This window comes from Methylophilus sp. VKM B-3414, from assembly GCF_032248435.1.
Taxonomy (GTDB): Bacteria; Pseudomonadota; Gammaproteobacteria; order Burkholderiales; family Methylophilaceae; genus Methylophilus; species Methylophilus glucosoxydans.
Genome location: NZ_JAVTLI010000011.1, coordinates 172,221 through 197,803 on the forward strand (window position 1 = coordinate 172,221; position 25,583 = coordinate 197,803).

Here is a 25,583-nt window from a genome sequence, read left to right on the forward strand (position 1 = left end):
GGTGACAGCGCTTAAAAAGGTTTACGCGGCTCAAGGTGGCGGAAAATAATCCGGCCTTTGTCCATGTCATAAGGGGACATTTCAATGGTGATTTTATCGCCAGCCAAAATACGGATTTTGTGTTTGCGCATCTTGCCGCCGGTATAAGCGATCAACTCGTGACCATTATCCAGCTTCACCCGATAACGGGCATCAGGCAAAATTTCCGTCACTGCACCCTGCATTTCGATTAATTCTTCTTTAGCCATCGCTATCCCCCTAAAAAGTAAGTCGTTTCAAAATAAAAAAGCCCGGAAACTCCGGGCTTTTCTCGGAGGCTGCATACACAGCCTTGCCGAAAACCATTGAATTACTCAATGATTTGAATGTTTGCCGCTTGTTTGCCTTTAGGGCCTGTTGCCACTTCAAAGCTTACGCGTTGGTTTTCTTTGAGTGTTTTGAAGCCAGCAGATTGAATTGCAGAGAAGTGCGCGAACAAATCTTCGCCGCCGTTATCCGGAGTAATAAAACCAAAACCTTTAGAGTCGTTAAACCATTTAACAGAACCTGTCACCATAATAAATCCTTGTACAAAAAATAAAAATGCGGGCGGTTGCCCATTAAAACGAGGATCAAGATGGCGAGAAGTAACGATAGAACCAAAAGATAGAACCGGGGAACAACAACACTACTTGAACTTCGTGAGTTGGTACTATGCACGTAATATCAAATATTAGCAACAAGTATTTGACAAATTGAAAGATGCCGCGACAATCTTCGTCAAAAACAGCATATTGCCTTGATCAAGGCTCAGGCTTGGCGTGCCGCATTGGGCCTCATTCCCAAGACTGCGGGATCGCGCTCACCAGATAATCCATAAATGCGCGTACCTTGTTGGTCATGGCGTACTTGTCGCGATAACAGGCATAAAACTCTAAGGGGACGCTCTCGGCTGCCATCGCCTCCGGCTGTTGGGCGGAAGGCTGAAACAGCGGGATCAGCGTTCCCTTTTTAATCGCGTGATTGACGACGAATGCGGCCAGGCGCGCAATTCCCGCCCCCGCCAAAGCAAGTTGAAAAATGGAGTCGATATCATTGCAAACGATGCTAGGGATGATTTCAGGCTCGTATAACATGCCATTGCGGTTAAAACTCCAGTTCAACAAGCGTCCATCCACCGGGATGCGGAACAACAGGCAATCATGTTGCGATAAGTCTTCTGGGGTCTGAGGCAGGCCTTTGCGTTGCAGATAGTCCGGTGCAGCACAAAACAGTACGGGGACGGTCGCGATTTTCCTGGCAATCAGTCCTGGCTCTAGCTGCTGTTTGAAACGGATGCTGATATCGATATCCTCTGCCACATGATCCAGGCTACGATCAGACAGAATCAGCTCCAGAGACACTTGCGGGAAACGGCGGCTAAATGCCGGGATCAACGGCATTAAGACATGACGGCCAAAAGCCACCGAGGAACCAATCCGTAAGCGCCCCTGCGGTTGCCCGTGAAACTCGGTAATGGCCGATTGTGCCCTGGCCAGCACGTCTACCAGATGCTGGACCTCTGCATAATAAAGCGCACCACTTTCTGTCAGCGCCAGCTTGCGCGTGGTTCGCATCAACAAGCGCGTCCCCAATGACTTTTCCAGCCGCTGGATATTCTGGCTGGCCGCTGCCGCTGTAATGCCTTGCAAACGCGCACCCGCCGCAATACTGCCGGCCTGTACCGCTTTTACAAAGCTTTCTATGCTTCTTAAGGTATCCATAAACTATCGAATAGTATGATTGATTCGATAGTTTAACTTTATAGTGATTAAATCTTCAAGCCTCTACCCGGCAACTGGATGAGCTTTTATAGTGTCACCACACATTAGGAGAACCACCATGAATCAAACCAGAACGACTTTCCGCAAGATCCCAAAGCAATTTACGCCATATGTGTTTGCCTTTTTTATGGCAGGCATCATGGCCTTTTTGATGTCTATGGTCATTGTAGCCGCCAACAGTGGCTTGCAAGCCGGTTATGTGACGCGTGTCATCCATGCTTATACACTCGCGATGCCTGTCGCTTTCTGTTGTGTGCTGATTGTGCGGCCTATTGTCATGCATTTGGTGAATCAGTTGGTCGAAACCCATTGATGGCGTGAGCGGCCACAAACAAAAACGGATACCAAGGTATCCGTTTTTACGCATGCTACCGCATGTGTATGGCGATTAAAACAGCGGCGCGTACAAAGCTACCAGCGTGTACCCAATCAAGCCCCCTGCCAAGACATCACTCGGATAATGTAAACCCAGTACCACACGTGAGATGCCAACTAACACGACAAACGGATAAACGACAGGAAACAGTTGCGGGTAATAATGCACGGCCACCATGCCAAACGCCACCGCGTGCAAGGTATGCCCTGAAGGAAAACTGAAGTAATCCAGCGGTGTGCCGCTCAACAAGACATCCTGACGCACCTGAAAGGGTCGTGGACGACTGGTGCGATGTTTCAACCATTTATAGACCAGTGTACCGCTCAGTCCTACGGTCAACATATGCAGGCAGACGTAAAGACCGTGCTGGCCCTGGCTGATGGCAATCACCAGCATGAGCAAATACCAGAACATGCCATCGCCCATACGCGAAATGGCGCGAAACAGGTTGCGTATCAGGCGATATTGTCCGGTATGGCTGACTTTGACACACAGTCGGCTATCGACCGACTGCACCCATCCCAGTGTTTGTTGTAGTTTCAGCATCGCAGGTCCTTTCCGGGGCTTCCCCCGACTATGCTTGTTGGGTAAGCATAGTCTGAACCGGATGCTTTAAATTAGCGTGAAAGATTGATGAATTAAATATGACGAGTGCTTATGCGATGAGCGCATGCCAAGGAGTAGCCCTTGTACATTCACGCAGGCTTTATTTCCAGAGTACCCGATAGACAAAGCCCGGGAATGACAACACCAGAAATAGGCATATCGTGACACTGTAAAACTCCCAGCCTTGCGGCCAGACTTGTCCCATCACATAACGCTCAACCAGGAAGCCAATCAGCAGCGTGATGAAATAGGCAGGCAACATGGCGGCAAAACGCTGCCATAGCTGCTGAATATTGCCGACCAAACCCAGCCACTTATCCGAAATCCAGGCCAGGTTTGCCAAAAACAACATCAGCAACAAAAAAATGAGTTTGGTAGCCATTTTATTGCAGACTCATCAGCAAGCTATGCCCGCAGACGCCTAATAGAATTTCAGGGAATAAGCCCAAGCCCAGCAACGCCAAGGTATGCACACTGAGGATAAAGCGCATGTCCATCGGTGCGGACAGCGGGGTATGGTCTTCCGGTGCATCAAAATACATTTTACGCACGATGTTGAGATAGTAGAACGCACCAATGGTCGCCATCAGCACGGCAAACACCACCTGCCAGGTGAACCCGGCTTGCCAGGCGGCCTGCAATACGGTGAATTTGGCATAAAAACCAATGGTAGGCGGAATACCGGCCATGCTGAACATAATGATCAACATGAGGAAAGCAAACCATGGATGGCGCTGGTTAAGCCCTTTGAGATCATTGATCTCTTCGGCTTCAAAGCCCTGACGGCTCAATAGCAGAATGATACCGAAGCCGGCAATTGACATCAGGACGTAGGCACTGATGTAAAAGAAGCTGGAAGCAAAACCATTGGCATTGGCACTCATCATGCCGAACAGGATGAAACCGACATGCGAAATGGTGGAATATGCCAACATACGCTTGAGGTTGGTCTGCACAATCGCGCTAAAATTACCGATGATGATGGACAACACCGCCATTAACATCAGCATATCCTGCCAGTCCATGGCTAGCGGATGCAGGCCTTGCACCAACAGACGCACGGTCATTGCATAAGCCGCCAGTTTTGGCACGGAGCCGATTAGCAGGGTCATCGGAGTTGGCGACCCCTGATAGACATCGGGCACCCACATCTGGAACGGGACAGCGCCAAACTTGAAGGCAATACCGGCGACCAGAAACACCAGGCCCATGATGAGCACCGGGCTCTTGGGCTGCTGACTAATACTGTTGGCAATATCACTGACATCCAGGCTGCCAGTCATGCCATACAGCATACTCATGCCATATAGCAGCATCCCTGAAGCGAGTGCACCTAACACAAAGTATTTCATGGCCGACTCGGACGCTCTTGGATTATCGCGATCAAAGGCTACCAGAGAGTAGAGGCACAGTGACAGCAATTCCAGGCCCATATAAATCGTCAGCAGGTTGTGGCCTGACACCATGATCATCATACCGAGCAAGCCGAACAGGACCATGGCATAAAATTCACCACGATAGAGGTTACGGTCTTGCAAGTATTTGCGCGTATATACCAGGATCAACGAGGTACCCAGATACATCATCATTTTGATAACGTCTGACAGCGTATCGTCAATAAACATATGCGAGAAGGCAAAACCCACCGCTGGTGTATGTGTTTTAAAAGTCAGGAAGGCTGCCGCAAGCAAGGTCAGCTGGCTTAAGCCATAAATCATGAAGCGGTTTTGTGGCAGGATGAACAAATCCAGCAACAAAATAAACATGGCCATGCCCAATACAACCATTTCCGGCAACAGGGCGAGCAAGTCAAATTGCATATTATCCATTTTTTAAAATCCTGCTTTTAATAGCCTGTGACGGGCAATTTGGAAATCGCCATATGTTTCAGGAACTCTGTGCTGGTTGCCTGCATCACTTCGGTCAGTGCTTGTGGATAGACGCCGAAACCAATCACCAAGATGGCCAGAATACCCAAGATCAGGAACTCACGTTTGCTGAGGTCGCTCAGTTCGGCCACGTGATGATTCGTCACATTGCCAAAGAACACACGCTTGGTCATCCACAGCGTATAGGCTGCACCAAATATCAAGGTCGTCGCGGCAAAGAAAGCCACCCAGAAATTGAATTTGACTGCGGCCAGAATCACCATAAACTCGCCCACAAAGCCGGAGGTGCCAGGCAAGCCACTGTTGGCCATGGCAAACAACACAGCGAATGCGGCAAACACAGGCATCTTGTTAACCACGCCACCATACGCGGAAATTTCACGGCTATGAACGCGGTCGTATAACACACCTACACTCAGGAACATCGCAGAAGAAATAAAGCCATGTGAAATCATTTGCACCAAGGCCCCCTCAAGCGCCAACTGGCTAAACATGAAGAAGCCCAAAGTGACAAAGCCCATGTGCGAGATCGAAGAATAAGCAATCAGCTTCTTCATGTCTTTTTGCACCAGCGCGACCAGTGCGATGTAGACCACTGCAATCAGCGACAGCGCGACCATGGCTGAAGTGAAGTAATGGGCTGCATCCGGAGCAATCGGCATGGCAAATCGCAGAAAGCTGTAGCCGCCAAGTTTCAGTGCAATGGCCGCCAGCACCACAGAACCACCCGTAGGTGCCTCAACGTGCGCATCCGGCAACCAGGTATGCACTGGCCACATCGGGATTTTCACCGCAAATGCCATGAAGAAGGCGATGAAAATATAGATTTGCGCTTGCAGGCTGAGCGGTAACAAATAGTAATCAGCCAGCTCGAAACTGCCAGTCTGGTGATACAGGTAAATAAAAGCGACCAGCATCAACAAGGAGCCCAGCAAGGTATACAGGAAAAACTTGATGGTAGCGTAGACGCGGTTAGGCCCGCCCCAGATGCCAATCACCAGGAACATCGGAATCAGCATCGCTTCCCAGAAGACGTAATACAGAATCGCATCAAGCGCGGTGAACACACCAATCATGATCCCGCTCATGATCAGGAAGGCCGCCATGTACTGTGCCACATGTTTGGTAATCACTTCCCAACCTGCCAGTACCACAATGACCGTGGTAAAACTGGTTAACAGCACCAAAGGCATTGAGAAGCCGTCGACCCCCAGGTGGTAATGCATATTGAAGGCCGGTACCCAGGGCAGCAATTCTTCAAACTGGAAGAAGCCGTCGTGAATATCAAACTGCGTGTACAACGGTACAGTCACCAGAAAACTGACCAGGCTACCTACCAATGCCAGCCATCGAGTCAATGTGGCCTTTTGGTCACCGCCTAGCAACAACACCAGCACGCCAGACAATACCGGCAGCCAGACGGCCAGACTTAACCAGGAAATACTTGTGAGGTCGGCTTGCATCATTAGTTAATTTTGATAAAGAAAGTCATAAGAAGGAATACGCCAATAATCATGGCAAAGGCGTAGTGATAAATTAAACCGGATTGCAGCGTGCGTATTTTGGCAGCAATCTTGCCCATGGTATTGGCGGTGCCGTTGACCATGGCGCCATCAATCAACGTGATGTCACCAAACTTCCACAACAAGCCGCCCAGACAGCGTGAACCTCCGGCAAAAAACTTCTCGTTAAAGCTGTCAAAACCGTATTTGCTTTCAAGGATGTTGTAAATCACGATAAAGCGGGCTTTGATTGCAGCAGGGATGTCCGGACGCTTCATATAGAAGAACCATGATAGTGCCACCCCGGAGGCCGCCAGGAAAAATGGCAGGCTGGTAAAGCCATGAATCGCCATGCCAGCCGGACTATGCATGAACTCGTGGTAGTGATGGGCGAGGTGCTCCATGGCAGGATGCGCTTCAGGATTCACAAAAATCACATTTTTGAAGAAATCACCGTACAGCATCGGTTCCAGTGCAATGTAACCAATCACCAGTGATGGGATCGCCAACAACGCCAATGGCAAGGTAACGACCCAGCCTGGCTCATGCGGATCATCGTTTGGTCCCAGGCCATGATGATGTTCTTCGTCGTGTGCATGGTCATCATGATGCGCGTCGGCATGGTGTGCGTCTGCATGTGCGACATGTGCATGGTCATCATGTTTGGCATGGCGCCACTTTTCCTCACCGTGGAATACCAGGAAGTACAAACGGAATGAATAGAATGCGGTGACAAACACACCGACAATCACGGCAAAATAGGCAAAACCACTGCCAGGGATATGCGACAACTCAACCGCTTCGATGATGCTGTCCTTGGAATAAAACCCGGCAAAGAACGGCGTGCCAATCAAGGCCAGAGAACCGATCAAAGAGGTGATCCAGGTGACCGGCAGGTATTTCTTGAGGTTACCCATGTTGCGGATATCCTGGTCGTGGTGCATACCCATAATCACCGAACCGGCACCCAGGAATAACAACGCCTTAAAGAACGCATGGGTCATCAGGTGGAAAATGGCCACGGAATAGGCTGATGCACCCAATGCAACAGTCATGTACCCGAGTTGCGACAAGGTCGAATAGGCCACCACGCGCTTGATATCGTTCTGGATAATGCCCAGGAAGCCCATGAACAGCGCAGTGATCGCACCAATCACCATCACGGTCGACAAGGCCGTGGTAGACAATTCATATAAAGGTGACATGCGTGCCACCATAAAAATACCAGCGGTCACCATGGTCGCCGCGTGAATCAGCGCAGAAATTGGTGTTGGACCTTCCATGGAGTCTGGCAGCCAGACATGCAGCGGAACTTGTGCAGATTTACCCATGGCGCCGACAAACAATAACAGGCAAGTGACTGTCATCAGGGACCAGTTGCAACTACCAATCAAGTTAACTTGTGTATTGGCAAACTCAGGGGCGCGCTGAAACACGGTGGCGTAATCCAGGCTACCAAAGTAATACAGCACCATGCCTATACCCAACAGGAAACCGAAGTCCCCTACCCGGTTAACCAGAAAGGCTTTCAAATTGGCGTAAATGGCGGTGGGACGTGTAAACCAGAAACCAATCAGCAGATATGACACCAGACCGACCGCCTCCCAGCCAAAGAACAACTGCATGAAGTTGTTGCTCATGACCAGCATCAGCATGGAGAAGGTAAACAGCGAAATGTAGCTGAAGAAGCGGCTATAGCCTGGGTCTTCTTCCATGTAGCCGATGGTATAAATATGCACCATGAGTGACACAAAAGTCACCACGACCATCATCATGGCACTCAGGTTATCAATCAGGAAGCCCACTTCAAAATGCACGTCACCCGAGTTGAGCCAGGTATACACCGCTTCGTTGAGCGTGAAGCCATTCAGGGTCTGGTTAAAAATGTAGGCAGACAAGGCGAATGCCGCGCCGACGCCAGCGATGGTCAACACATGTGCGGCCCAGCGCGGTAAGTAATTCCTGAAGAGGCCAACAGCGGCCGCAGCCAGCAAAGGCAACATCGGAATCAAGATCAGGATTTGTTTTATTGTCATGACGCTTAACCTTTTAATTGATCCAGATCATCGACGTTGATGGTACGCAGGTTGCGGAACAATACGACCAGAATCGCGAGACCAATTGCAGACTCCGCTGCAGCCACCGTCAAGATGAAAAAGACGAATACCTGACCACCAATATCATTGAGGTAATGCGAAAAAGCCACAAAATTCAGGTTAACGGCCAACAGCATCAACTCAATTGCCATGAGCAAAATAATGACGTTTTTGCGGTTGAGGAAAATACCAATCACACTGATGGCAAACATCAGCGCCCCCAAAATCAGGTAGTGAGACAAACCGACCATGATTATTTACTCTCCTCTGCAGACGGTGCCGGTACTTCAACTTCAGCAGGCATAGAGATAATACGCAATCTGTCGTTACGCTTCACTTTGACCTGCTCGGCCGGATTCATGGATTTGTTGTCTTTACGTTCACGCAAGGTCAACACAATGGCGGCAATCATCGCCACCAGCAACACGACCGCCGCTAGTTCAAACGGGAGCAAGTAGTCGGTATACAATACCTTGCCCAACGCAGCCGTATTACTGAAGCCTGCCGGTGCAGACACCGCCTGACTGGGATTGAGGTTTTTGGCGGAAAGCACCATCACCATTTCGGCCATCATGACCACGCCAAAGGTCAACGCCAATGGCAGGTTAGACCAGAAGCCTTCACGCAATTTGTCGATATTGATGTCCAGCATCATCACCACAAACAGGAACAGCACCATCACCGCCCCCACGTACACCAGAATCAGGGCAATGGCGAGAAACTCAGCTTCAAGCAACAACCAGATGCCTGCCGCCGTAAAAAATGCCAGCACCAGAAACAGTGCAGCATGCACGGGGTTACGCGTAGTAATCACGCGGATGCCAGAGAACAGCAGAATCGCTGCCAGCACATAAAAAACAATATCGGTAAATAACATTTAGGATTCCTGTCCGCGCTTATCGATAAGCTTTATCCTGGGCGCGGTCTGCTGCAATTTGCGCCTCGTATTTGTCACCCACTTCGAGCAACATTTTTTTTGTATAGAGCAGGTCGCCGCGCTGCTCGCCGTGGTAGTCAAAAATCCGGGTTTCCACGATGCTATCCACTGGGCAGGATTCTTCACAAAAACCGCAAAAAATGCACTTGGTCAGGTCAATGTCATAACGCGTGGTACGGCGGGTGCCATCATCACGCTGCTCGGATTCAATCGTAATCGCCATCGCCGGACAGACTGCTTCACACAGCTTGCAGGCAATGCAGCGCTCTTCACCGTTCGGGTAGCGGCGCAACGCGTGCAAGCCACGAAAACGGTTGGACTGCGGCGTACGTTCTTCCGGGTATTGAATAGTAATTTTCTTGGCGAAGAAATAGCGTCCGGTCAGGGCCATGCCTTTGAGCATCTCCCATAACATCAAACTGCCTAATGTATTTTTAATTGCGTTCAACATGGTAAGGTTTCCAAATACGTTGTCCGTGCGATTGTCCAGTTAGTGGAATAAATAAGCCCACTGGGTTTGCATCATGCCACCGACCACAATAATCCAGACCAGCGTGATGGGAATAAATACTTTCCAACCCAAACGCATGATCTGGTCATAGCGATAACGTGGAAAGGTAGCGCGGAACCACAAGAACAGGAACAACAGGAAAGCGACTTTTGCCAGCAACCATAAAATACTATCAGGCAAGAACGGCACCGGGGATAACCAACCGCCCAAGAACATCAATGCGGCCAGCATGGACACCAGCATCATATTGGCATACTCAGCCAGGAAGAACACCGCAAAGGCCATGCCAGAGTACTCTACATGGAAACCTGCCACGATTTCAGATTCACCTTCGGCGACGTCAAACGGTGCACGGTTGGTTTCAGCCACCGCACTAATAAAATAGACGACGAACAGAGGGAACAACGGCAGGAAATACCAGTGCCAGAAGCCCCCTTCTTGCCCCATCACAATCTTGCCCAAATTCAGTGAGTTGGCACACATCAACACACCGACCAGTGTAAACCCCATGGCAATCTCATACGAGACAATTTGTGCTGCGGAACGCAAGGACCCCAGAAACGCATATTTTGAGTTGGACGCCCACCCGGCGATAATCACGCCATAGACAGCAACTGAGGTCATGGCCAGTATATAGAGTAAGCCTGCATCGACATTGGCCAACACCAGTGTGGCATCAAAAGGCACCACGGCCCAAGCTGCAAACGCCGGAGCAATTGCCAGCACTGGGCCAATAAAAAACAATGCTTTATTAGACGCAGTCGGCAGGATAATTTCTTTAAACAGCAATTTGAGGCCATCTGCCAATGGTTGTAACAAGCCCCAGTAGCCCACACGGTTGGGACCGATACGCACCTGCATGTAACCAATCACTTTACGCTCGGCCAATGTAAGGTAGGCAACGCCTATCATCAATGGCAGCACAATCGCCACAATTTTAATCAGTGTCCACACGACCAGTTGTACGTCTGTCCAGTAGGAACCAAATAATTCAGCAAAGAAATGCATGTTATGCCATCTCGGTCAGTTGTTTTTCGTAAATTGCCACTTGCTCGGCAGAAGCTTTTTCAATGGTGATGTCCCCCATCAAATCGCCCAGACCCGCAGTGAGTGGATGCGCTGCAGCCACACGCACACAGCCTTTGGCAACGTGGTTATCCAGACGCGCTTTAAGCACAGCACTGCCTTTATCCTGACGGGCGACAACGATGTCGCCATCTTGCAAGCCAAGCTCGGCCAATTGGTCAGCATGCATCCGTGCCATCGGACGGATGTTGTATTTGGTTTTTTGCAAGGGCGCAGAACGGCGCACGATCGGGTCAGACTCGTATTGTGGCACTTCACCAATTCGCTGCAGGCCTTGTTTCTTGATATTCACCTGAATTTCTACCAGCTCTTTGAGGTTGTTGTTGAGACTGCGCCAGACCACGGCCGAGGGCTTCTCACCATTAAAGATGGCATTTTTCACTTCGTCGGAACTGTTGTATTCGAAGCCAGGCAAGTCCAGCGTATTTGCCAGCACACGCAGGACTTTCCAGCCTGGGCGCGCTTCGCCGAGAGGACGCGTCACGGCCTGGAAGCTCTGTACACGCCCTTCCATGCTCATAAAGCTGCCTGAGGTCTCGGTGAATGGCGTGATCGGTAGCAGGATATCGGCGTTGTCGAGTGCTGCAGACTTGTAAGCCGTCAAGGCAATCACGCACTCGGCTTTAGCGATGGCATCGGCTGCCAGTGCGGCATGCTGACAATCCAGCTCAGGCTCGATATTGAGCAATAGATACGCTTTGCGTGGGACTTCCAGCATGGCGCGCGCGTGCATGCCAGTGGCTGTAGGCATGACACCCATCAAATGCATGCCGGTGCTGTTTGCCGCTGGCGGTAAAATACCGCCTTTCGCACCGCTGATGCCGCCAATGGCTTCAGCCATACTGTACATCTCGGTAAAACGGGGATCACTCAAGGCCATATTACCTAGAAAAATACCAACCTTGGGTGCAATCAGGATCAAGTCGTCGCTGATACCCGCCAAGCACTCTGCAATTTTTTGCGTATTGGGACGTACCTGGATTTCTTCGAGTAACTTGTTCAGTGTGGGTGGCAAGCATAGCGACAGTTTTTGCAACCCGGACATGGCTTTGAGGATCTGACCCAACACATTCACCATGTCGTTCGGGCGCACAATGACTTTATGTGCAATGTCCATCAATGGATCGTTATCGAGCGGGCTGACAATACATAATTCAGCCCCTCTGGAAACGGCTTTGCGGATACGTTGTGCCAGCAAAGGATGTTCATTGCGGATATTCGAACCAATCAGCAGGATGCGATCCAGCTCTTCGATTTCCTGAATATTGCAGCCCATCCATGGGGTGCCGGTACGTTTGCCATCCAGGCGGAAGTCTGTCTGGCGCAGGCGGTAATCCACGTTGCCACAGCCCAGGCCATCTGCCAGCTGCTTGATCAGGTAGCCTTCTTCCATGGTGCTATTCGGAGAAACCAGCACGCCCAAGGCATCACCGCCATATTGTTTGGTAATGTCTTTGAGCTGTCCCACTGCAAACTCAATGGCTGTTTTCCAGTCAGTTTCCTGCCATTGCCCGTTGTGCTTGATCATGGGCACCTTGAGGCGGTCCGGACTGTTCAAGCCCTCGTAGGAGAAACGGTCACGGTCAGACAGCCAGCATTCGTTAATCGACTCTTTTTCACGCGGTAACACACGCATGACTTTATGATCTTTGACGTGGACTTCAATGTGCGAACCCAAGCCATCGTGTGGCGCAATCGAAGGTCTGCGCACCAGCTCCCAGCTGCGTGCAGAGTAACGGAAAGGCTTGCTGGTCAGCGCGCCCACCGGGCACAAATCAATAATATTGCCGCTGAGCTCAGAGTTCACAGACTGGTCAACATAAGCGGTAATCTCGGCATGCTCGCCACGATTGACCAAACCTAGCTCCTGCATGCCCCCCACTTCTTTCAGGAAGCGCACACAGCGGGTACATTGAATACAACGGGTCATGTCAGTGCTGACCAGCGGACCAATGTTTTTATTGAAGACCACTCGTTTTTCTTCGGTATAGCGTGAGCCAGACGCGCCATAAGCGACGGCAATATCCTGCAAGTCACATTCACCGCCCTGGTCGCAAATTGGGCAATCCAGCGGGTGGTTAATCAGCAAAAACTCCATCACGCTTTGCTGGGCTTCCACGGCAGACTTACTGCGGGTGTAAATCTTCATGCCGTCCGCCACCGGGGTGGCACAAGCAGGCAGCGGTTTGTTGAATTTTTCTACCTGCACCAGACACATACGACAGTTGGCGGCCACCGACAGCTTTTTGTGGTAACAAAAACGCGGGATGGCGATCCCTGCCGCATCGGCCGCATCAATAATGGTGCTGCCATGTTCGACTTCTAGAGGTTTGCCGTCAATTTCGATGTTTAGCATGTGATTACCGTTAAGCTTAAAACCGTTTATTTACCATCTACCATGGATTTGCCATGCTGGATGTAATACTCAAATTCGGGACGGAAGTGCTTGATGAAACTCAACACAGGCGTTGCTGCAGCATCACCCAAAGCACAGATGGTTCGGCCAGAAATGTTATTACTTAAATCTGTCAGCAAGTCGAGATCTTCCATCTTGCCTTTACCATCGACAATACGCTCGATAATGCGATACACCCAACCGGTGCCTTCACGGCAAGGCGTGCATTGCCCACAGCTTTCTTCATAAAAGAAATAGCTCAAGCGCTTGAGTGTTTTCACCATGCAGGTGGTTTCGTCCATCACAATCATGGAACCCGCACCCAGGCTGGAGCCGGCTTTGCTCAAGCCATCATAGTCCATGGTGGCATTTTCAATGGCGCTCGCTGGCATGACCGCAGTGGAAGGGCCGCCAGGAATCACCGCTTTTAACTTGCGACCTTTCCAAACACCGCCGGCCATGGCCAGCAAGTCCTTAAAAGGCGTCCCCATTTTGATCTCGTAGTTACCTGGTTTTTCAACATGACCAGACACCGAGAATAACTTACTGCCGCCAGAATTAGGCACGCCTAAATCTGCAAATGCCTGACCGCCATGCTGCATGATCCAGGGGATGGAGGCATAGCTCTCGGTATTGTTGACGTTGGTTGGCTTGCCAAATACACCGTAGCTAGCCGGAAATGGTGGTTTGAAACGAGGCTGCCCTTTTTTGCCTTCAATCGACTCAATCAGGGCCGTTTCTTCACCGCAGATATAAGCACCGTATCCATGGACAGCATAGAGATCAAAGCTAAATTCAGTGCCGAACAGGTTTTCACCCAGGTAGCCAGCTTCACGCGCCTCAGCTAACGCAGCCTCAAAAATCTCATAATCCTGCCAGATTTCACCGTGGATATAGTTATACCCCACGCGAGCACCCAGCGTATAAGCGGCAATCGCCATGCCTTCGATTAACTGGTGCGGGTTATAACGGATAATGTCACGGTCTTTAAATGTGCCTGGCTCGCCTTCGTCTGTGTTGCAAACCAGATATTTGGTGCCGTCGTAATAACGCGGCATAAAGCTCCATTTGAGGCCAGTCGGGAAGCCTGCACCACCTCGACCACGCAAATTGGACACCTTGACCTGGCTGATGATATCTGGGGCCTTCACTTTTTCGGTCACCAAGCGCTTGAGCTGGGCATAGCCGCCTAATTTCTCATACGTTGCCAGGGCGGCAGGATTGTCTTCGCTAAGTGTACGCAAAGTCACCAAAGTCTGGCCGGCCAAATCAGTTTTGATCACTGGTTTACTATTCAAGGAAGCATTTGAAGTCTTAGCCATATTCCGTATCCTAGCCCTTGTTTAGCTCGTTAATGAGGGCATCCACTTTTTCGGTGGTCAGAAATTCATGCATTTCACTGTTATTCACATGTAGTAACGGTGCGCCGCCGCAACAGCCCATGCACTCGCCTTCTTTCAGGCAGAATTTGCCATCCGCTGTGACTTCGTTGAATCCCACACCCAACTTGTGCTGCAAGTGCTCGACAATCTCATCCGAGCCACGCAACATGCAAGAAATATTAGTACAGACGGTAATTTTGTATTTTCCGACTGGCTCGAGATCATACATATTGTAGAAGGTAGCGACTTCTAACGCCGCGATTTCCGGAATGCGCAAGTACTTGGCTACTTCGGAAATACTTTCCTTGGATAACCAGCCACGCTCCATCTGGACGATGCGTAATGCAGACATCACCGCTGCCTGACGCCTGTCAGCTGGATATTTGGACAGTTCGTATTCAATCTTTTCAATCGATTCTGCACTGAGCATGCTTTTACCTTACTATCTTTTCGATCCGCGCTATCACGTTGTTCGGATTATCTGTCGATCTCACCGAACACAATATCTTGTGTCCCAATGATGGCTACCAGGTCGGCGATCATGTGGCCTCTGGTCATCTCATCCAATGCAGCCAAATGGGCAAAGCCCGGCGCACGGATTTTCAGGCGGTAGGGTTTATTGGCACCATCTGACACCATATAAATCCCGAACTCGCCTTTGGGATGCTCAACCGCGGCATAGGCCTCCCCTGCTGGGACATGGAAACCCTCGGTAAATAACTTGAAGTGGTGGATCAAGTCTTCCATATTGGTTTTCATGCCTTCGCGGTTTGGCGGGGCAATCTTATTGTCATCTGTAATGACTGGCCCTGGGTTCTTGCGCAACCAGTCTATGCATTGTTTGATGATATGGTTGGATTGACGCATTTCTTCCACACGCACCAGATACCGGTCATAACAGTCGCCATTGACGCCAATCGGGATATCAAAGTCCATCTTGTCGTAGACTTCATACGGCTGCTTCTTGCGCAAATCCCACGCAATACCAGAGCCACGCAACATCGCACCTGTCATACCCAGCGCCAAGGCACGCTCCGGTGTCACCACGCCAATACCCACTGTCCGCTGCTTCCAGATACGGTTATCGGTCAAGAGTGTTTCATATTCATCGACATACGTCGGGAAGCGATTGGTAAAGTCTTCAATGAAATCCAGCATGGAACCCTGACGATTTTCATTGAGCTTGTTGATTTCTTCTGCACTACGGAATTTGGTGGTTTCGTGTTGCGGCATTTTTTCCGGCAGGTCACGATATACGCCACCCGGGCGGTAATACGCCGCATGCATACGGGCGCCAGACACGGCCTCATACACATCAAACAAATCTTCACGCTCGCGGAACGCATACAGGAAAACCGTCATGGCGCCGACGTCCAGCGCATGTGCGCCCAGCCACAGCAAGTGGTTGAGAATACGGGTAATTTCGTCGAACATGACGCGGATATACTGCGCGCGCACTGGCACCTCAATGCCGAGCATTTTTTCAATCGCCATGACATAGGCGTGCTCATTGGCCATCATGGAGACATAATCAAGCCTGTCCATGTAAGGCACACTTTGCAAATAAGTACGGTTCTCAGCCAGTTTTTCAGTGGCACGGTGCAGCAGGCCAATGTGTGGATCGGCGCGCTGGATCACTTCACCATCCAGCTCCAGCACCAAACGCAACACACCGTGTGCCGCAGGGTGCTGCGGGCCGAAGTTCATCGTATAGTTCTTAATTTCAGCCATACTAACCATTCCTCAGCTTGCAAGATTCAGCCCAAAACAAGGCGGAATTGCACAGACTGTATGAGTCAATACGGCAAGCAATGACAACGCCGCATTGGATTGAAGCTTGCAAGTGATTAGCCATGGTGAGCACCTTCATCACGAATAATCCTTGGCACATTATTGCGCAACTCTACCGATACCGGCTGGTAGATGACGCGCTGCTGAACAGGGTCATAACGCATTTCAACGTTACCAATCATGGGGAAATCTTTACGGAAAGGATGACCGACAAAACCGTAATCTGTCAGCAAACGACGCAAATCGGGGTGATTTTCAAACATAATGCCGTAGAGGTCAAAGGCTTCACGCTCAAACCAGTTGGCGACCGGCCAGATATCGACCAAGGTCGGAAACACAGGAAAGTCATCGTCAGCTGCAAACGCACGGATACGCACACGCTGATTCAAACTGACCGAAAGCAAATGCAGCACCACAGCAAAGCGCTGACCTTCCCAGCGGCCATCGCCATACTCCAGATAATCCACCCCACACAAGTCAATCAGTTGCTCAAATTTGAGCTCCGCATGGGTTTTCAATTTTTCAGCCACGGCCAGCAGGTGTTTCACATGGACTTCCACCGTGAGTTCACCCAACTGTTGCTCCAGCCTGACCACACCCTCACCCAAGGCCAACTTGAGCTGTGCAGACAAATGTTCGAGTTTTGCAGACATAGTTAATTTCTAGGGCTTAGTATGTTGTCAGAGCGCGTCACCATCAGGTTCTGGCAATCGTATTGGTACGCTTGATTTTCTTTTGCAACTGGATGATGCCGTACAACAAGGCCTCGGCAGTGGGAGGACACCCAGGCACATATACATCCACCGGCACAATCCGGTCACAGCCGCGCACGACTGCATAAGAGTAGTGATAGTAGCCGCCACCGTTAGCACAACTGCCCATGGAAATTACCCAGCGCGGCTCTGCCATCTGGTCATACACCTTGCGCAGCGCAGGGGCCATTTTGTTCACCAGCGTGCCCGCCACAATCATCACGTCAGACTGACGTGGGCTGGGCCTGAACACAATCCCGAAACGGTCCAGATCGTAACGCGAAGCGCCGGCATGCATCATTTCAACCGCACAGCAAGCCAGACCGAACGTCATCGGCCACAATGAACCAGTACGGGTGTAATTAATCACCGTATCCAGCGTGGTGGTAACAAAGCCTTTTTCTAATACGCCTTCAATGCTCATTTTGCATCAATCCCATTCAAGGGCGCCCTTCATCCATTCAAAGATGAAGCCGACCACCAATACAAATAAAAACACCATCATTGCCCAGAAGCCAGCAGAACCAATTTCTTGGATCACCACCGCCCATGGAAAAAGAAACGCGATTTCGAGATCAAACAGAATAAACAGAATGGCGACCAGATAGTAGCGCACGTCAAACTTCATGCGCGCATCTTCAAAGGCTTCAAAACCACATTCGTATGGAGAGTTTTTTTCCGCATCAGGTTTGTGCGGAGAGAGAATTTTACCGGCAAGCAACGGACCAAGACCAACGCCCAGCCCCACCAGGATAAACATCAAAATCGGGAAATAGTTTTCTAACACTGATTTGCCTTCATCGATCATGTTAACAAGTTATTTCAATGCAGCTAGCCGCCCATTAAAACACTCCCAAACCATCTATTCCCTGCCAGAGCAAAGTTGCAAGCAACTCTATCTGGTGCCGTCGGCGAGACTCGAACTCGCACGACTTTCGTCACTACCCCCTCAAGATAGCGTGTCTACCAATTTCACCACGACGGCCAATGTTTAGTTAGGAATATCTTTGGGTGTATTTTCAACCGGCTTGGCCACTTCTGCAGCCTCACCTTTGGCCGGAGCCTGTTGGGTCACTGTGGATTTAACCACACTGCCAGAACTTGCTTTATGGCTGGACATAAAGGCCAGCGTCAAGCTAGTTGCAAAAAACACTGAAATAAAAATCGATGTCAGCTTGCTCAGCAAATTAGAGGAACCAGACACGCCGAACAGACTGCCGGAGGCTCCACTGCCAAAAGCGGCGCCCATATCGGCACCCTTACCATGCTGCAATAAGACCAGGCCAATCACGGCAGCAGCTGCCAGCACATGAATGACGAGAATGACGTTTTCCATATTTCTTTAATCCATTAAGTAATAACGATTTGGCTTTTGGCTCTTTCGCTATCTAGATGACGCTATTTTCAGGGACGGCCTGACATATTTTTATAAATTGCTCTGCATCTAGCGAGCAACGACCGACCAGCGCGCCATCAATTTCCTTCTGATTCAACAATTGTACCGCATTTTGCGGGTTTACGCTGCCCCCGTAGAGGATTTTTAGCGTGTCAGCCGCGGTTTTATCAGAGGCGGCAACCGTCTCTCGAATAAACTGATGCATGGCGACCGCCTGCTCCGAAGTGGCCGCCAGCCCGGTGCCAATCGCCCAGATCGGCTCATAAGAAACAATGCTGCCAGCAAAGGCCTCACCGCCAAATAAGCGGATGATGGTTTCCAGCTGCTTGCCAACCACACGTTCCATGACGCCTGCTTCACGCTCCAGCAGCGTTTCACCCACACATAAAATAGGTGTTAAGCCATGCCGTTTGGCCATCATGAATTTTTCAGCGATATTTTCATCGGACTCACAATAAGCCGTGCTGCGCTCCGAGTGGCCAATAATCACATACCTGGCGCCAAAATCGGTCAGCATTTGCGCCCCTACTTCACCGGTGTAGGCACCTTCCTCATATTTCGCAACATTTTGTGCGCCCCAAGCGACAGAAGTTCCCGTCAACAGGGTTTGAATTTGCGCAAGATAGGGATAAGGCACGCAGACCACGACCTCAGTGCGCGTACAAGCGGCCAAAGCTGGCAGGTAGGCCTGAATCAATTGCTGGTTACGCATGAGATTGCCATGCATTTTCCAGTTGGCAACCACCAGCTTTCTTGAGGCCAGGGATATTGGAGTAGATGAAACAGTGCTGGTGCTAGACATGCAGAATTAAGCTCGCAGAGGCATGATGTGGATGCATATATAACGAGCCAGAGAGGCCCGCAAATATTCGGTTGTGCGGATTTTACGCTCGCGCCTCCTGAGCAGCAAGCATTAGTCGCCAAGTAGAGCGTGTCTACCCCGTCAACACAAGATAGACACGAGTACGATCAGGCACTCAAGAAGGGATAGTCGGTGTAGCCATGCTCGGTACCGCCGTAAAACGTTTTGGAATCAGCCTCATTGAGTGGAGCATTTTTTGCAAACCGCTCAACCAGATCCGGGTTGGCAATAAACGGAACACCATAAGCGACTGCATCTGCATGGCCACTGGCAATCGCCGCATTCCCGCGCGCCTTGTCATAACTCAGGTTTGCGATATAACCGCCCTTAAACAATTTACGCATCGCCGCAAAATCAAATGGCTCAGCTTTGCCACCGCCATGAATGCCCCCTTCCACCACATGCAGATAGGCCAGCTTGAAGCGATTCAGGGCATCCGTGACATGATTGAATGTTTGCTGCGCCTGGCTATCATGCATATCATTAAATGGGTTCACCGGTGACAAGCGCACCCCCACTTTGTCTGCGCCTATGGTATCCACCACCGCCTGCACCACCTCGAGCAGTAATCGCATACGGTTTTCTACCGGCCCGCCATATTGATCCTGGCGCTGATTGCTACCGTCGCGCAAAAACTGGTCTAGCAGATAACCATTGGCCGCATGCACTTCTACACCATCAAAACCCGCTGCAATGGCACATTTTGTGGCATGAATATAATCCTGCACGATGCCAGCCAATTCGGACACCTCCAGTGCGCGCGGGGTCACGTAATCTTGTAAACCCTGGTAGGTAAATGCCTGGCCGGCAGGCTTAATTGCTGAAGGCGCCACTGGCAATGCCTGATTGGGTAACAGGCTGGGGTGTGAAATACGGCCTACATGCCACAACTGAATGACGATTTTTCCGCCCTTGGCATGCACAGCATCAGTCACTTTTTTCCAACCAGCCACCTGCGCATCAGTATAAATGCCTGGCAAAGCAGGATAGCCATGCGCCATCGGTGAGATCGGGGTCGCTTCGGTAATAATCAGCCCGGCAGTCGCCCGCTGCTCATAATAGGTGACATTCATTGCTTGTGGTACACCGCCCTCGCCTGCACGGTTACGTGTCAGTGGGGCCATTGCAATACGGTTTTTGATCTCAATGCTGCCCAGTTTGCCCGGGGAAAATAAATCCAATGTCATACTCGCTCCTCATTCCCTGCATACAATAAACACTGCGCGGACAAAACGTCCGCGCATGGATTTAAAATTATTTTGCTTTCACACCTTCAACCAACAAGGTTATTTCAATGTCGTCACCGACCGGCGCATTTGCGCCCGTCGCCCAGCCAAAACCATAATCAGAAGCTTTGATGGTCAAATGCCCCTCAAAACCTGCGCGCTGGCCACCCCATGGATCGGCGCCATAGCCCAACACTTTCACGGGAATATCCACCAGTTTGGTCACGCCATGCATGGTCAGCTTACCCTGCATCACTGCCTGCGTCTGGTTGCTGGCCGTGATCTTGGTGCTCTCAAACAAAATCTGGGTATATTTGCCCACATCCAGATACTTATCCGCCTTGATATGTTCATCACGTTTGCCAAACCCAGTATTCACACTGCTGACATTGATCGCAGCACGTACGGTCGCCGTATTCAGATTGGTAGGATCCAGGGTAATGACGCCACTGACATCATTAAAAGTCCCTGAAGTTTTGGAAACAACATGACGGATACTGAAATTGGCAAAACTGTGGGTGCCATCGATATTGTAGGTATCGGTCACCGCCCAGGCCTGAGTAGCCATCATCAAGCCGAGCGTCAAAATTAACTTTTTCACTGAGTTCTCCTTGTTAGATCGTGAATTAGGATAGGTTTTTAATGAGGCCGTGGTTAAGCGGCTTTCGCAAAACGTAACGCAACACTGGCCACACGCTCACCCAGGTGCTCTGCCGTGAGCAAGTCACTCTGAATCGGCGCCAAGTCCGGGCCCTGGTCAGCATTCGCCTGCGCCATGGCACCTAAAAAGCTGCCCAGACGGTTTAAGTCGTTGACCGAACCATTACTGTTATTGTTCCCCGGCAGCAAATCCTGGCCCACCCAAATCATGCCATGCTGCGCGGCAAACACAGCCAACTGGATCAAGGTACTAAGCTTGTCACCACTCTGGCTGGCAGAAGTGGTAAAGCCAGCCGCAATCTTGTCTTTCCAGTCACGGGTATACCAGGCCTTGGAGCTGGCATCCATAAAGGTTTTAAACTGGCCTGAAGCCGAACCCATATAGGTTGGGCTGCCAAAGATAATGGCGTCGCTGGCCTTGAGCAGATCCCACTGCTGCTGCGCCTCATCCACAGTTAACAGATTGACGGTCACACCCGCAACCTTTTGCGCGCCACGGGCCACGGCTTTGGCTTGCTCAGCGGTATGACCATACCCACTGTGATAAACAATTGAAACTTGAGTCATGTCATTGCTCCTTTAAAAAATGTAAAACGATTATTCGACTATTTCAGGCAGATCAAACCATAATATTTCGCTGTCTTGCGCAGCAAGTATCGAGAGAGAAACCGGGGCATCTACCTTGAGAGCATCCCCTGTCTGCAACTGTTGGCTATCGATCACCACTGCGCCGGATGCAATATGGAGGTAAGCACAGCGTCCCGCATTGACCTGAACCGGCAAAGCAGCCTCTGCTGTCAGTACCGTGGCATACAATGACAGATCCTGATGTACTTTTAATGACCCGGCGCGGGCATCAGACGAAGCAATCAAGGCCCAGCGGTTTTGCTTGTCAGCCAGCGATATGGTTTTATCTTCATACGCCGGGGCCAAGCCTTGCGTATCAGGGGTGATCCAGATTTGTAGCAAATGGGACGTGGTCTGCGAGGAGGCGTTCATCTCACTATGACGGATACCCGTGCCCGCACTCATGCGCTGCACATCCCCCGCGCGAATCACTGCGCTGTGGCCCATGCTGTCAGTATGGCGCAACTCCCCCGCCAACATGTAGGTAATAATTTCCATGTCCTGGTGGCCATGCATACCAAATCCCGTGTCAGGGGCGATTTTGTCGTCATTGATCACCCGCAACACCGAGTAGCTCATATGCTCAGGGTCGTAATAACTGGCGAAAGAAAAACTGTGAAAGCTTTGTAACCAGCCATGATTCGCATAACCACGACTATTTGAAGGGCGAACATGCAACATTTATTCACTCCATTTGAAAGTTTAAATGTATGATAAAAAAACACTTAATCTTTAGATAGCAAAACATTTTGCATCACTTGTTCAGATTTTTTGATGAAGCTGTTAGCACTTAAACTGCGATGAACCACCCCGCCCTTTTTCAACCTTATCCCTTCAGCTATGGCCATTAAACTGAGTCTGGAAGCCCTTGAAGTCATTGATGCGATTGACCGCAAAGGCAGTTTTGCCGCCGCGGCTGAGTCGCTATACCGTGTCCCCTCGGCACTCACCTACACCATCCGCAGACTGGAAGAAGATTTGGGGCTGGAGCTTTTTGACCGCAGTGGCCACCGCGCCACGCTGACCGAAGCCGGTGCCGAACTGCTTAAAGAAGGCCGTTATTTGCTAGATGCCGCCCATGCGCTGGAGCGCCGCGTACAACGCGTTGCGACCGGTATTGAAACTGATATTGCCATTGCGATTAGCGATTTGTTCGACTTTGACCCGGTACTCAATCTCCTACAAGCCTTTTACCAGCAGGGCTTTGGCACCCGTGTGAAGCTGGTCCGTGAGGTGTATGGCGGGAGTTGGGATGCATTACAGTCGGGGCGAGCTGATATCTCTATCGGCGCTCCAGGAGATGCGCCGCCTGGCGGCGGCTTCTCTACACATTTGCTCGGACAACTGGAATTTGTGTTTGCTGTGGCCCCGCATCATCCGCTTGCTGCATTACCAGAGCCGCTCAGCGCCAGTGATATTGTGCAGTATCGCGTTGTAGCGGCCGCAGATAGTTCACGCAACCTGCCCCCAAGGACCTCAGGCATTCTTTCTGGCCAGGATGTACTCACCGTGCCTGACATGCAGACAAAATTAAAGGCGCAAATGGCAGGAATTGCCATCGGCTATCTACCCAAATTTATGGCACAAGCGGCCGCTGCGCAGGGCAAACTTGTGCTAAAACAGGTATCAGAACCGAAACCGGTGGGACCCACTTTTATTGCCTGGCGCCAACAGCGGCCCAGCGAAATGGGCAAAGCCATGCAATGGCTGCTCAAAGCCTGTTGCGAGATTCCACTGGAGCAATTGCTTAGCAAATGATTTATCATCCTTGCTGTCGCATTGATTGGATCCAATATGTCGCAAGAACAACTACCTGAAGAATTTGCACCACTCAACCGCATCGCCATCAAGGCCATGCTTTGGCTCAATGGGTTCGCGCATATTATTATCGGCCTTGCTCTGGCCACTTCTGTATTGATGTTTACCTGGCTATTTTTCCTCGACGTGAAGGAAGCGGCTTACGCACATAATCTGGTTCATGGCTTTTTGCGCGCCTTGGGCACCTTGATGCTGTTATGGTCCATCTCTGCCCTCATCTCGGCAGAAATTCGCTACCTGCGCGGCCACAAATTACTGGTAGAAACCTTTGTCGAGGTGGTACTGGTCATGTTTTTGCGCAAACTGATTGTGCTCCCTGTACAAGATGCCACACCGACTTATGAAGAAATCGCCATCTGGCTGGCCGGCGCATTTGTCATGGGGCTGGTGTACATACTGATCCGCCTCGCCGATAAAAATAGTAGTAGATAAGCATGCAAGACGAAGCATTTATGCGCATTGCCATCGCGCTGGCAAATGAGGCAGCAAACCTGGGCGAGGTCCCGGTCGGCGCGATTGTGGTCAAAGAGGGGCAGATTATCGGCAAAGGCCGCAACGCCCCCATCAGCCTTAATGACCCCACCGCCCATGCGGAAATCCAGGCCATGCGTGAAGCAGCGCAGCACTTAGGTAACTATAGACTGGTTGGCTGCACTTTATACGTCACCCTTGAGCCGTGTGCCATGTGTAGCGGCGCCATACAACATGCCAGAATTGCGCGTCTGGTTTACGGTGCCAGCGACCCCAAAACGGGTTGTTGCGGCAGTGTAGTGAATTTGATGGCGGAGCAGAAACTCAATCATCACTGTGTGGTGAGTCATGGCGTCTTGGCTGATGAGTGTGGCGCGTTATTAAGTGATTTCTTCAGGCAGCGTCGCTTAGCCAAATCAAATGGATAACGACCAGATCACAAGCGCTTATCACAGCCATATAAAATAATAAACCCGCCAAAGGCGGGTTTGTTTTACAACGGATACAGCTTAAAATTAAACAGCTTTGCGACGGCGAACGATGCCACCAATCAGACCCAAGCCTGCCATCATCATGGCGAATGTTTCAGCTTCTGGTACAACGGTTGCAGTTGTAGCCAACACATTCAATCGGTAGTTCAAACCATTACCAGAACTGTTAGTGATGCTATTACCCCAGTAGCCACTTGAAGCCATACCACCACCGTTTTGAGCGGTGTTACCACGGATACGAATCCAGAAATATGCATCAGGCGCATTAGTGTCGCCATTATTGCTTACAGCATTTGCCAGAAACTGATCCACTGAGAAACCTGTGTAGCCAGCAACACCACCGTTCAGATAATCAATCGTTGAGAATTGCCCATTGGTAAAAGTGCTGGTTGCAAAATTGATTTCTTGTCCCCAAGCAGCATCACCCGTCGCACCACCCCAACCTTTTTGAGGAGTACCACAGTTTGTGCCGTAGCTAACGCAACCATTTTCTTCCCACTCAATATCGTTTGTACCTAAACCAGCCACATTGCGGTAGTTATCATTCCCTAAAGTATCTGTACCTGCAAAGTTCATCTCGTAAGATGAAATCCAAACTGCACCGGTGTTACCAGAAGCAAACTGGCTCAGATTATTCAATCGCACGGTTACACGAACACCACTGGCACCGTCACCCAAGTTCAAGTCTGCCAAATCAGTCATCGTAACGGACCCTACACTGCTTGAAGTTGTGCCGTAGTTATTTGTAGCAATAAAGTTCAAATCAAAGATTGCAGTTTTAGCAGAGGCTTGAGCTGACAGAGCCAACAATGCAGCCAGTACAGAAGTTTTAATTACATTTTTCATAGAGATTCCCCTCAAGAAATGGGCGGAGTTACCGCCCTTATTTAAAAAATATTTTTCAAGT

Annotated in this window: 30 protein-coding genes and 1 tRNA gene; 4 read left to right on the forward strand and 27 right to left on the reverse strand. The window is 50.4% G+C overall.

Annotated elements, in window-relative coordinates:
- Positions 1–11: 11 nt before the first annotated feature.
- The 3 genes from infA to Q9292_RS11930 form a co-directional block, all read right to left on the reverse strand.
- Positions 12–248: a translation initiation factor IF-1 gene (gene infA / locus Q9292_RS11920; protein WP_018985695.1), complete on the reverse strand. Its 237-nt coding sequence runs from the start codon at positions 246–248 to the stop codon at positions 12–14.
- Positions 249–349: 101 nt separating this feature from the next.
- Complete coding sequence (locus tag Q9292_RS11925; RefSeq protein WP_018985697.1) at positions 350–556, reverse strand: cold-shock protein; 207 nt, start codon at positions 554–556, stop codon at positions 350–352.
- A 259-nt stretch (positions 557–815) separates the two neighbouring features.
- Complete coding sequence (locus Q9292_RS11930) at positions 816–1,742, reverse strand: LysR family transcriptional regulator (RefSeq protein ID WP_313988324.1); 927 nt, start codon at positions 1,740–1,742, stop codon at positions 816–818.
- A 118-nt stretch (positions 1,743–1,860) separates the two neighbouring features.
- Between Q9292_RS11930 and Q9292_RS11935 the strand changes: the two genes are divergently transcribed.
- Complete coding sequence (locus tag Q9292_RS11935) at positions 1,861–2,115, forward strand: DUF2798 domain-containing protein (protein WP_313988327.1); 255 nt, start codon at positions 1,861–1,863, stop codon at positions 2,113–2,115.
- 75 nt (positions 2,116–2,190) lie between these two features.
- Here the strand turns inward: Q9292_RS11935 and Q9292_RS11940 are convergent, their stop codons facing one another.
- From Q9292_RS11940 to Q9292_RS12050, 23 genes are all read right to left on the reverse strand, one after another.
- Positions 2,191–2,724 (reverse strand): phosphatase PAP2 family protein, encoded by a 534-nt coding sequence (locus Q9292_RS11940; protein WP_313988330.1) that lies wholly within the window; start codon positions 2,722–2,724, stop codon positions 2,191–2,193.
- A gap of 160 nt (positions 2,725–2,884) precedes the next feature.
- Positions 2,885–3,166: a DUF2818 family protein gene (locus tag Q9292_RS11945; protein ID WP_313988333.1), complete on the reverse strand. Its 282-nt coding sequence runs from the start codon at positions 3,164–3,166 to the stop codon at positions 2,885–2,887.
- A gap of 1 nt (position 3,167) precedes the next feature.
- A complete protein-coding gene (gene nuoN, locus Q9292_RS11950; RefSeq protein WP_275355794.1) occupies positions 3,168–4,613 on the reverse strand; it encodes an NADH-quinone oxidoreductase subunit NuoN in 1,446 nt (481 codons plus the stop codon).
- A 17-nt stretch (positions 4,614–4,630) separates the two neighbouring features.
- The gene (locus Q9292_RS11955; protein ID WP_194748167.1) at positions 4,631–6,139 is read right to left on the reverse strand and encodes an NADH-quinone oxidoreductase subunit M; all 1,509 of its coding nucleotides are present in this window, start codon (positions 6,137–6,139) and stop codon (positions 4,631–4,633) included.
- Positions 6,139–8,211 (reverse strand): NADH-quinone oxidoreductase subunit L, encoded by a 2,073-nt coding sequence (gene nuoL, locus Q9292_RS11960; protein WP_313988339.1) that lies wholly within the window; start codon positions 8,209–8,211, stop codon positions 6,139–6,141. The genes Q9292_RS11955 and nuoL overlap by 1 nt, the downstream gene beginning before the upstream one ends.
- Positions 8,212–8,216: 5 nt before the next feature.
- On the reverse strand, positions 8,217–8,522 hold the full coding sequence (gene nuoK / locus Q9292_RS11965) for an NADH-quinone oxidoreductase subunit NuoK (protein ID WP_194748169.1): 306 nt from the start codon (positions 8,520–8,522) through the stop codon (positions 8,217–8,219).
- A gap of 2 nt (positions 8,523–8,524) precedes the next feature.
- Positions 8,525–9,148: an NADH-quinone oxidoreductase subunit J gene (locus tag Q9292_RS11970; protein WP_194748170.1), complete on the reverse strand. Its 624-nt coding sequence runs from the start codon at positions 9,146–9,148 to the stop codon at positions 8,525–8,527.
- A 19-nt stretch (positions 9,149–9,167) separates the two neighbouring features.
- On the reverse strand, positions 9,168–9,659 hold the full coding sequence (gene nuoI / locus Q9292_RS11975) for an NADH-quinone oxidoreductase subunit NuoI (protein ID WP_228518756.1): 492 nt from the start codon (positions 9,657–9,659) through the stop codon (positions 9,168–9,170).
- 39 nt (positions 9,660–9,698) lie between these two features.
- Complete coding sequence (nuoH, locus tag Q9292_RS11980; RefSeq protein ID WP_313988343.1) at positions 9,699–10,727, reverse strand: NADH-quinone oxidoreductase subunit NuoH; 1,029 nt, start codon at positions 10,725–10,727, stop codon at positions 9,699–9,701.
- A gap of 1 nt (position 10,728) precedes the next feature.
- Positions 10,729–13,161 carry an NADH-quinone oxidoreductase subunit NuoG gene (gene nuoG / locus Q9292_RS11985; RefSeq protein ID WP_313988347.1) on the reverse strand — a complete coding sequence of 811 codons (2,433 nt, stop codon included), beginning with the start codon at positions 13,159–13,161 and terminating at the stop codon, positions 10,729–10,731.
- Between the two features lie 26 nt (positions 13,162–13,187).
- Positions 13,188–14,522 carry an NADH-quinone oxidoreductase subunit NuoF gene (gene nuoF, locus Q9292_RS11990; RefSeq protein ID WP_194748173.1) on the reverse strand — a complete coding sequence of 445 codons (1,335 nt, stop codon included), beginning with the start codon at positions 14,520–14,522 and terminating at the stop codon, positions 13,188–13,190.
- Positions 14,523–14,532: 10 nt separating this feature from the next.
- A complete protein-coding gene (nuoE, locus tag Q9292_RS11995) occupies positions 14,533–15,012 on the reverse strand; it encodes an NADH-quinone oxidoreductase subunit NuoE (protein WP_194748174.1) in 480 nt (159 codons plus the stop codon).
- 47 nt (positions 15,013–15,059) lie between these two features.
- A complete protein-coding gene (locus Q9292_RS12000) occupies positions 15,060–16,313 on the reverse strand; it encodes an NADH-quinone oxidoreductase subunit D (protein WP_313988352.1) in 1,254 nt (417 codons plus the stop codon).
- Positions 16,314–16,429: 116 nt separating this feature from the next.
- Positions 16,430–17,026, reverse strand: a complete 597-nt coding sequence (locus tag Q9292_RS12005; protein ID WP_275355805.1) for an NADH-quinone oxidoreductase subunit C — start codon at positions 17,024–17,026, stop codon at positions 16,430–16,432.
- A 43-nt stretch (positions 17,027–17,069) separates the two neighbouring features.
- Entirely contained in the window at positions 17,070–17,549 is a 480-nt protein-coding gene (locus tag Q9292_RS12010) for a NuoB/complex I 20 kDa subunit family protein (protein ID WP_018985714.1), read from the reverse strand.
- A gap of 6 nt (positions 17,550–17,555) precedes the next feature.
- A complete protein-coding gene (locus Q9292_RS12015) occupies positions 17,556–17,933 on the reverse strand; it encodes an NADH-quinone oxidoreductase subunit A (protein WP_228518757.1) in 378 nt (125 codons plus the stop codon).
- 92 nt (positions 17,934–18,025) lie between these two features.
- Positions 18,026–18,110: transfer RNA gene (locus tag Q9292_RS12020), tRNA-Leu, on the reverse strand.
- Positions 18,111–18,116: 6 nt separating this feature from the next.
- Positions 18,117–18,461, reverse strand: a complete 345-nt coding sequence (gene secG / locus Q9292_RS12025; RefSeq protein WP_275355808.1) for a preprotein translocase subunit SecG — start codon at positions 18,459–18,461, stop codon at positions 18,117–18,119.
- 52 nt (positions 18,462–18,513) lie between these two features.
- On the reverse strand, positions 18,514–19,323 hold the full coding sequence (tpiA, locus tag Q9292_RS12030; protein ID WP_313988360.1) for a triose-phosphate isomerase: 810 nt from the start codon (positions 19,321–19,323) through the stop codon (positions 18,514–18,516).
- A gap of 167 nt (positions 19,324–19,490) precedes the next feature.
- A complete protein-coding gene (locus tag Q9292_RS12035; RefSeq protein ID WP_313988362.1) occupies positions 19,491–20,570 on the reverse strand; it encodes an alkene reductase in 1,080 nt (359 codons plus the stop codon).
- A 67-nt stretch (positions 20,571–20,637) separates the two neighbouring features.
- On the reverse strand, positions 20,638–21,210 hold the full coding sequence (locus Q9292_RS12040; RefSeq protein WP_194748180.1) for a YceI family protein: 573 nt from the start codon (positions 21,208–21,210) through the stop codon (positions 20,638–20,640).
- A gap of 53 nt (positions 21,211–21,263) precedes the next feature.
- Positions 21,264–21,836, reverse strand: coding sequence for a flavodoxin family protein (locus tag Q9292_RS12045; RefSeq protein ID WP_194748181.1), 573 nt, complete (start codon positions 21,834–21,836; stop codon positions 21,264–21,266).
- A gap of 30 nt (positions 21,837–21,866) precedes the next feature.
- Positions 21,867–22,577 (reverse strand): pirin family protein, encoded by a 711-nt coding sequence (locus Q9292_RS12050; RefSeq protein WP_313988368.1) that lies wholly within the window; start codon positions 22,575–22,577, stop codon positions 21,867–21,869.
- Between the two features lie 159 nt (positions 22,578–22,736).
- On the opposite strand from Q9292_RS12050, the gene Q9292_RS12055 reads away from it, so the two are divergent.
- Genes Q9292_RS12055 through tadA form a run of 3 tightly spaced genes read left to right on the forward strand, consistent with a single transcriptional unit; the run spans position 22,737 to position 24,613 of the window.
- The gene (locus tag Q9292_RS12055) at positions 22,737–23,654 is read left to right on the forward strand and encodes a LysR family transcriptional regulator (protein WP_313988370.1); all 918 of its coding nucleotides are present in this window, start codon (positions 22,737–22,739) and stop codon (positions 23,652–23,654) included.
- A 36-nt stretch (positions 23,655–23,690) separates the two neighbouring features.
- Entirely contained in the window at positions 23,691–24,146 is a 456-nt protein-coding gene (locus tag Q9292_RS12060; RefSeq protein WP_194748184.1) for a phosphate-starvation-inducible PsiE family protein, read from the forward strand.
- A gap of 2 nt (positions 24,147–24,148) precedes the next feature.
- Complete coding sequence (gene tadA / locus Q9292_RS12065; protein ID WP_313988374.1) at positions 24,149–24,613, forward strand: tRNA adenosine(34) deaminase TadA; 465 nt, start codon at positions 24,149–24,151, stop codon at positions 24,611–24,613.
- A gap of 87 nt (positions 24,614–24,700) precedes the next feature.
- Here tadA and Q9292_RS12070 read toward each other — a convergent pair whose 3' ends face one another.
- Positions 24,701–25,522: a PEP-CTERM sorting domain-containing protein gene (locus Q9292_RS12070; RefSeq protein ID WP_275355817.1), complete on the reverse strand. Its 822-nt coding sequence runs from the start codon at positions 25,520–25,522 to the stop codon at positions 24,701–24,703.
- Between the last annotated feature and the right edge of the window lie 61 nt (positions 25,523–25,583).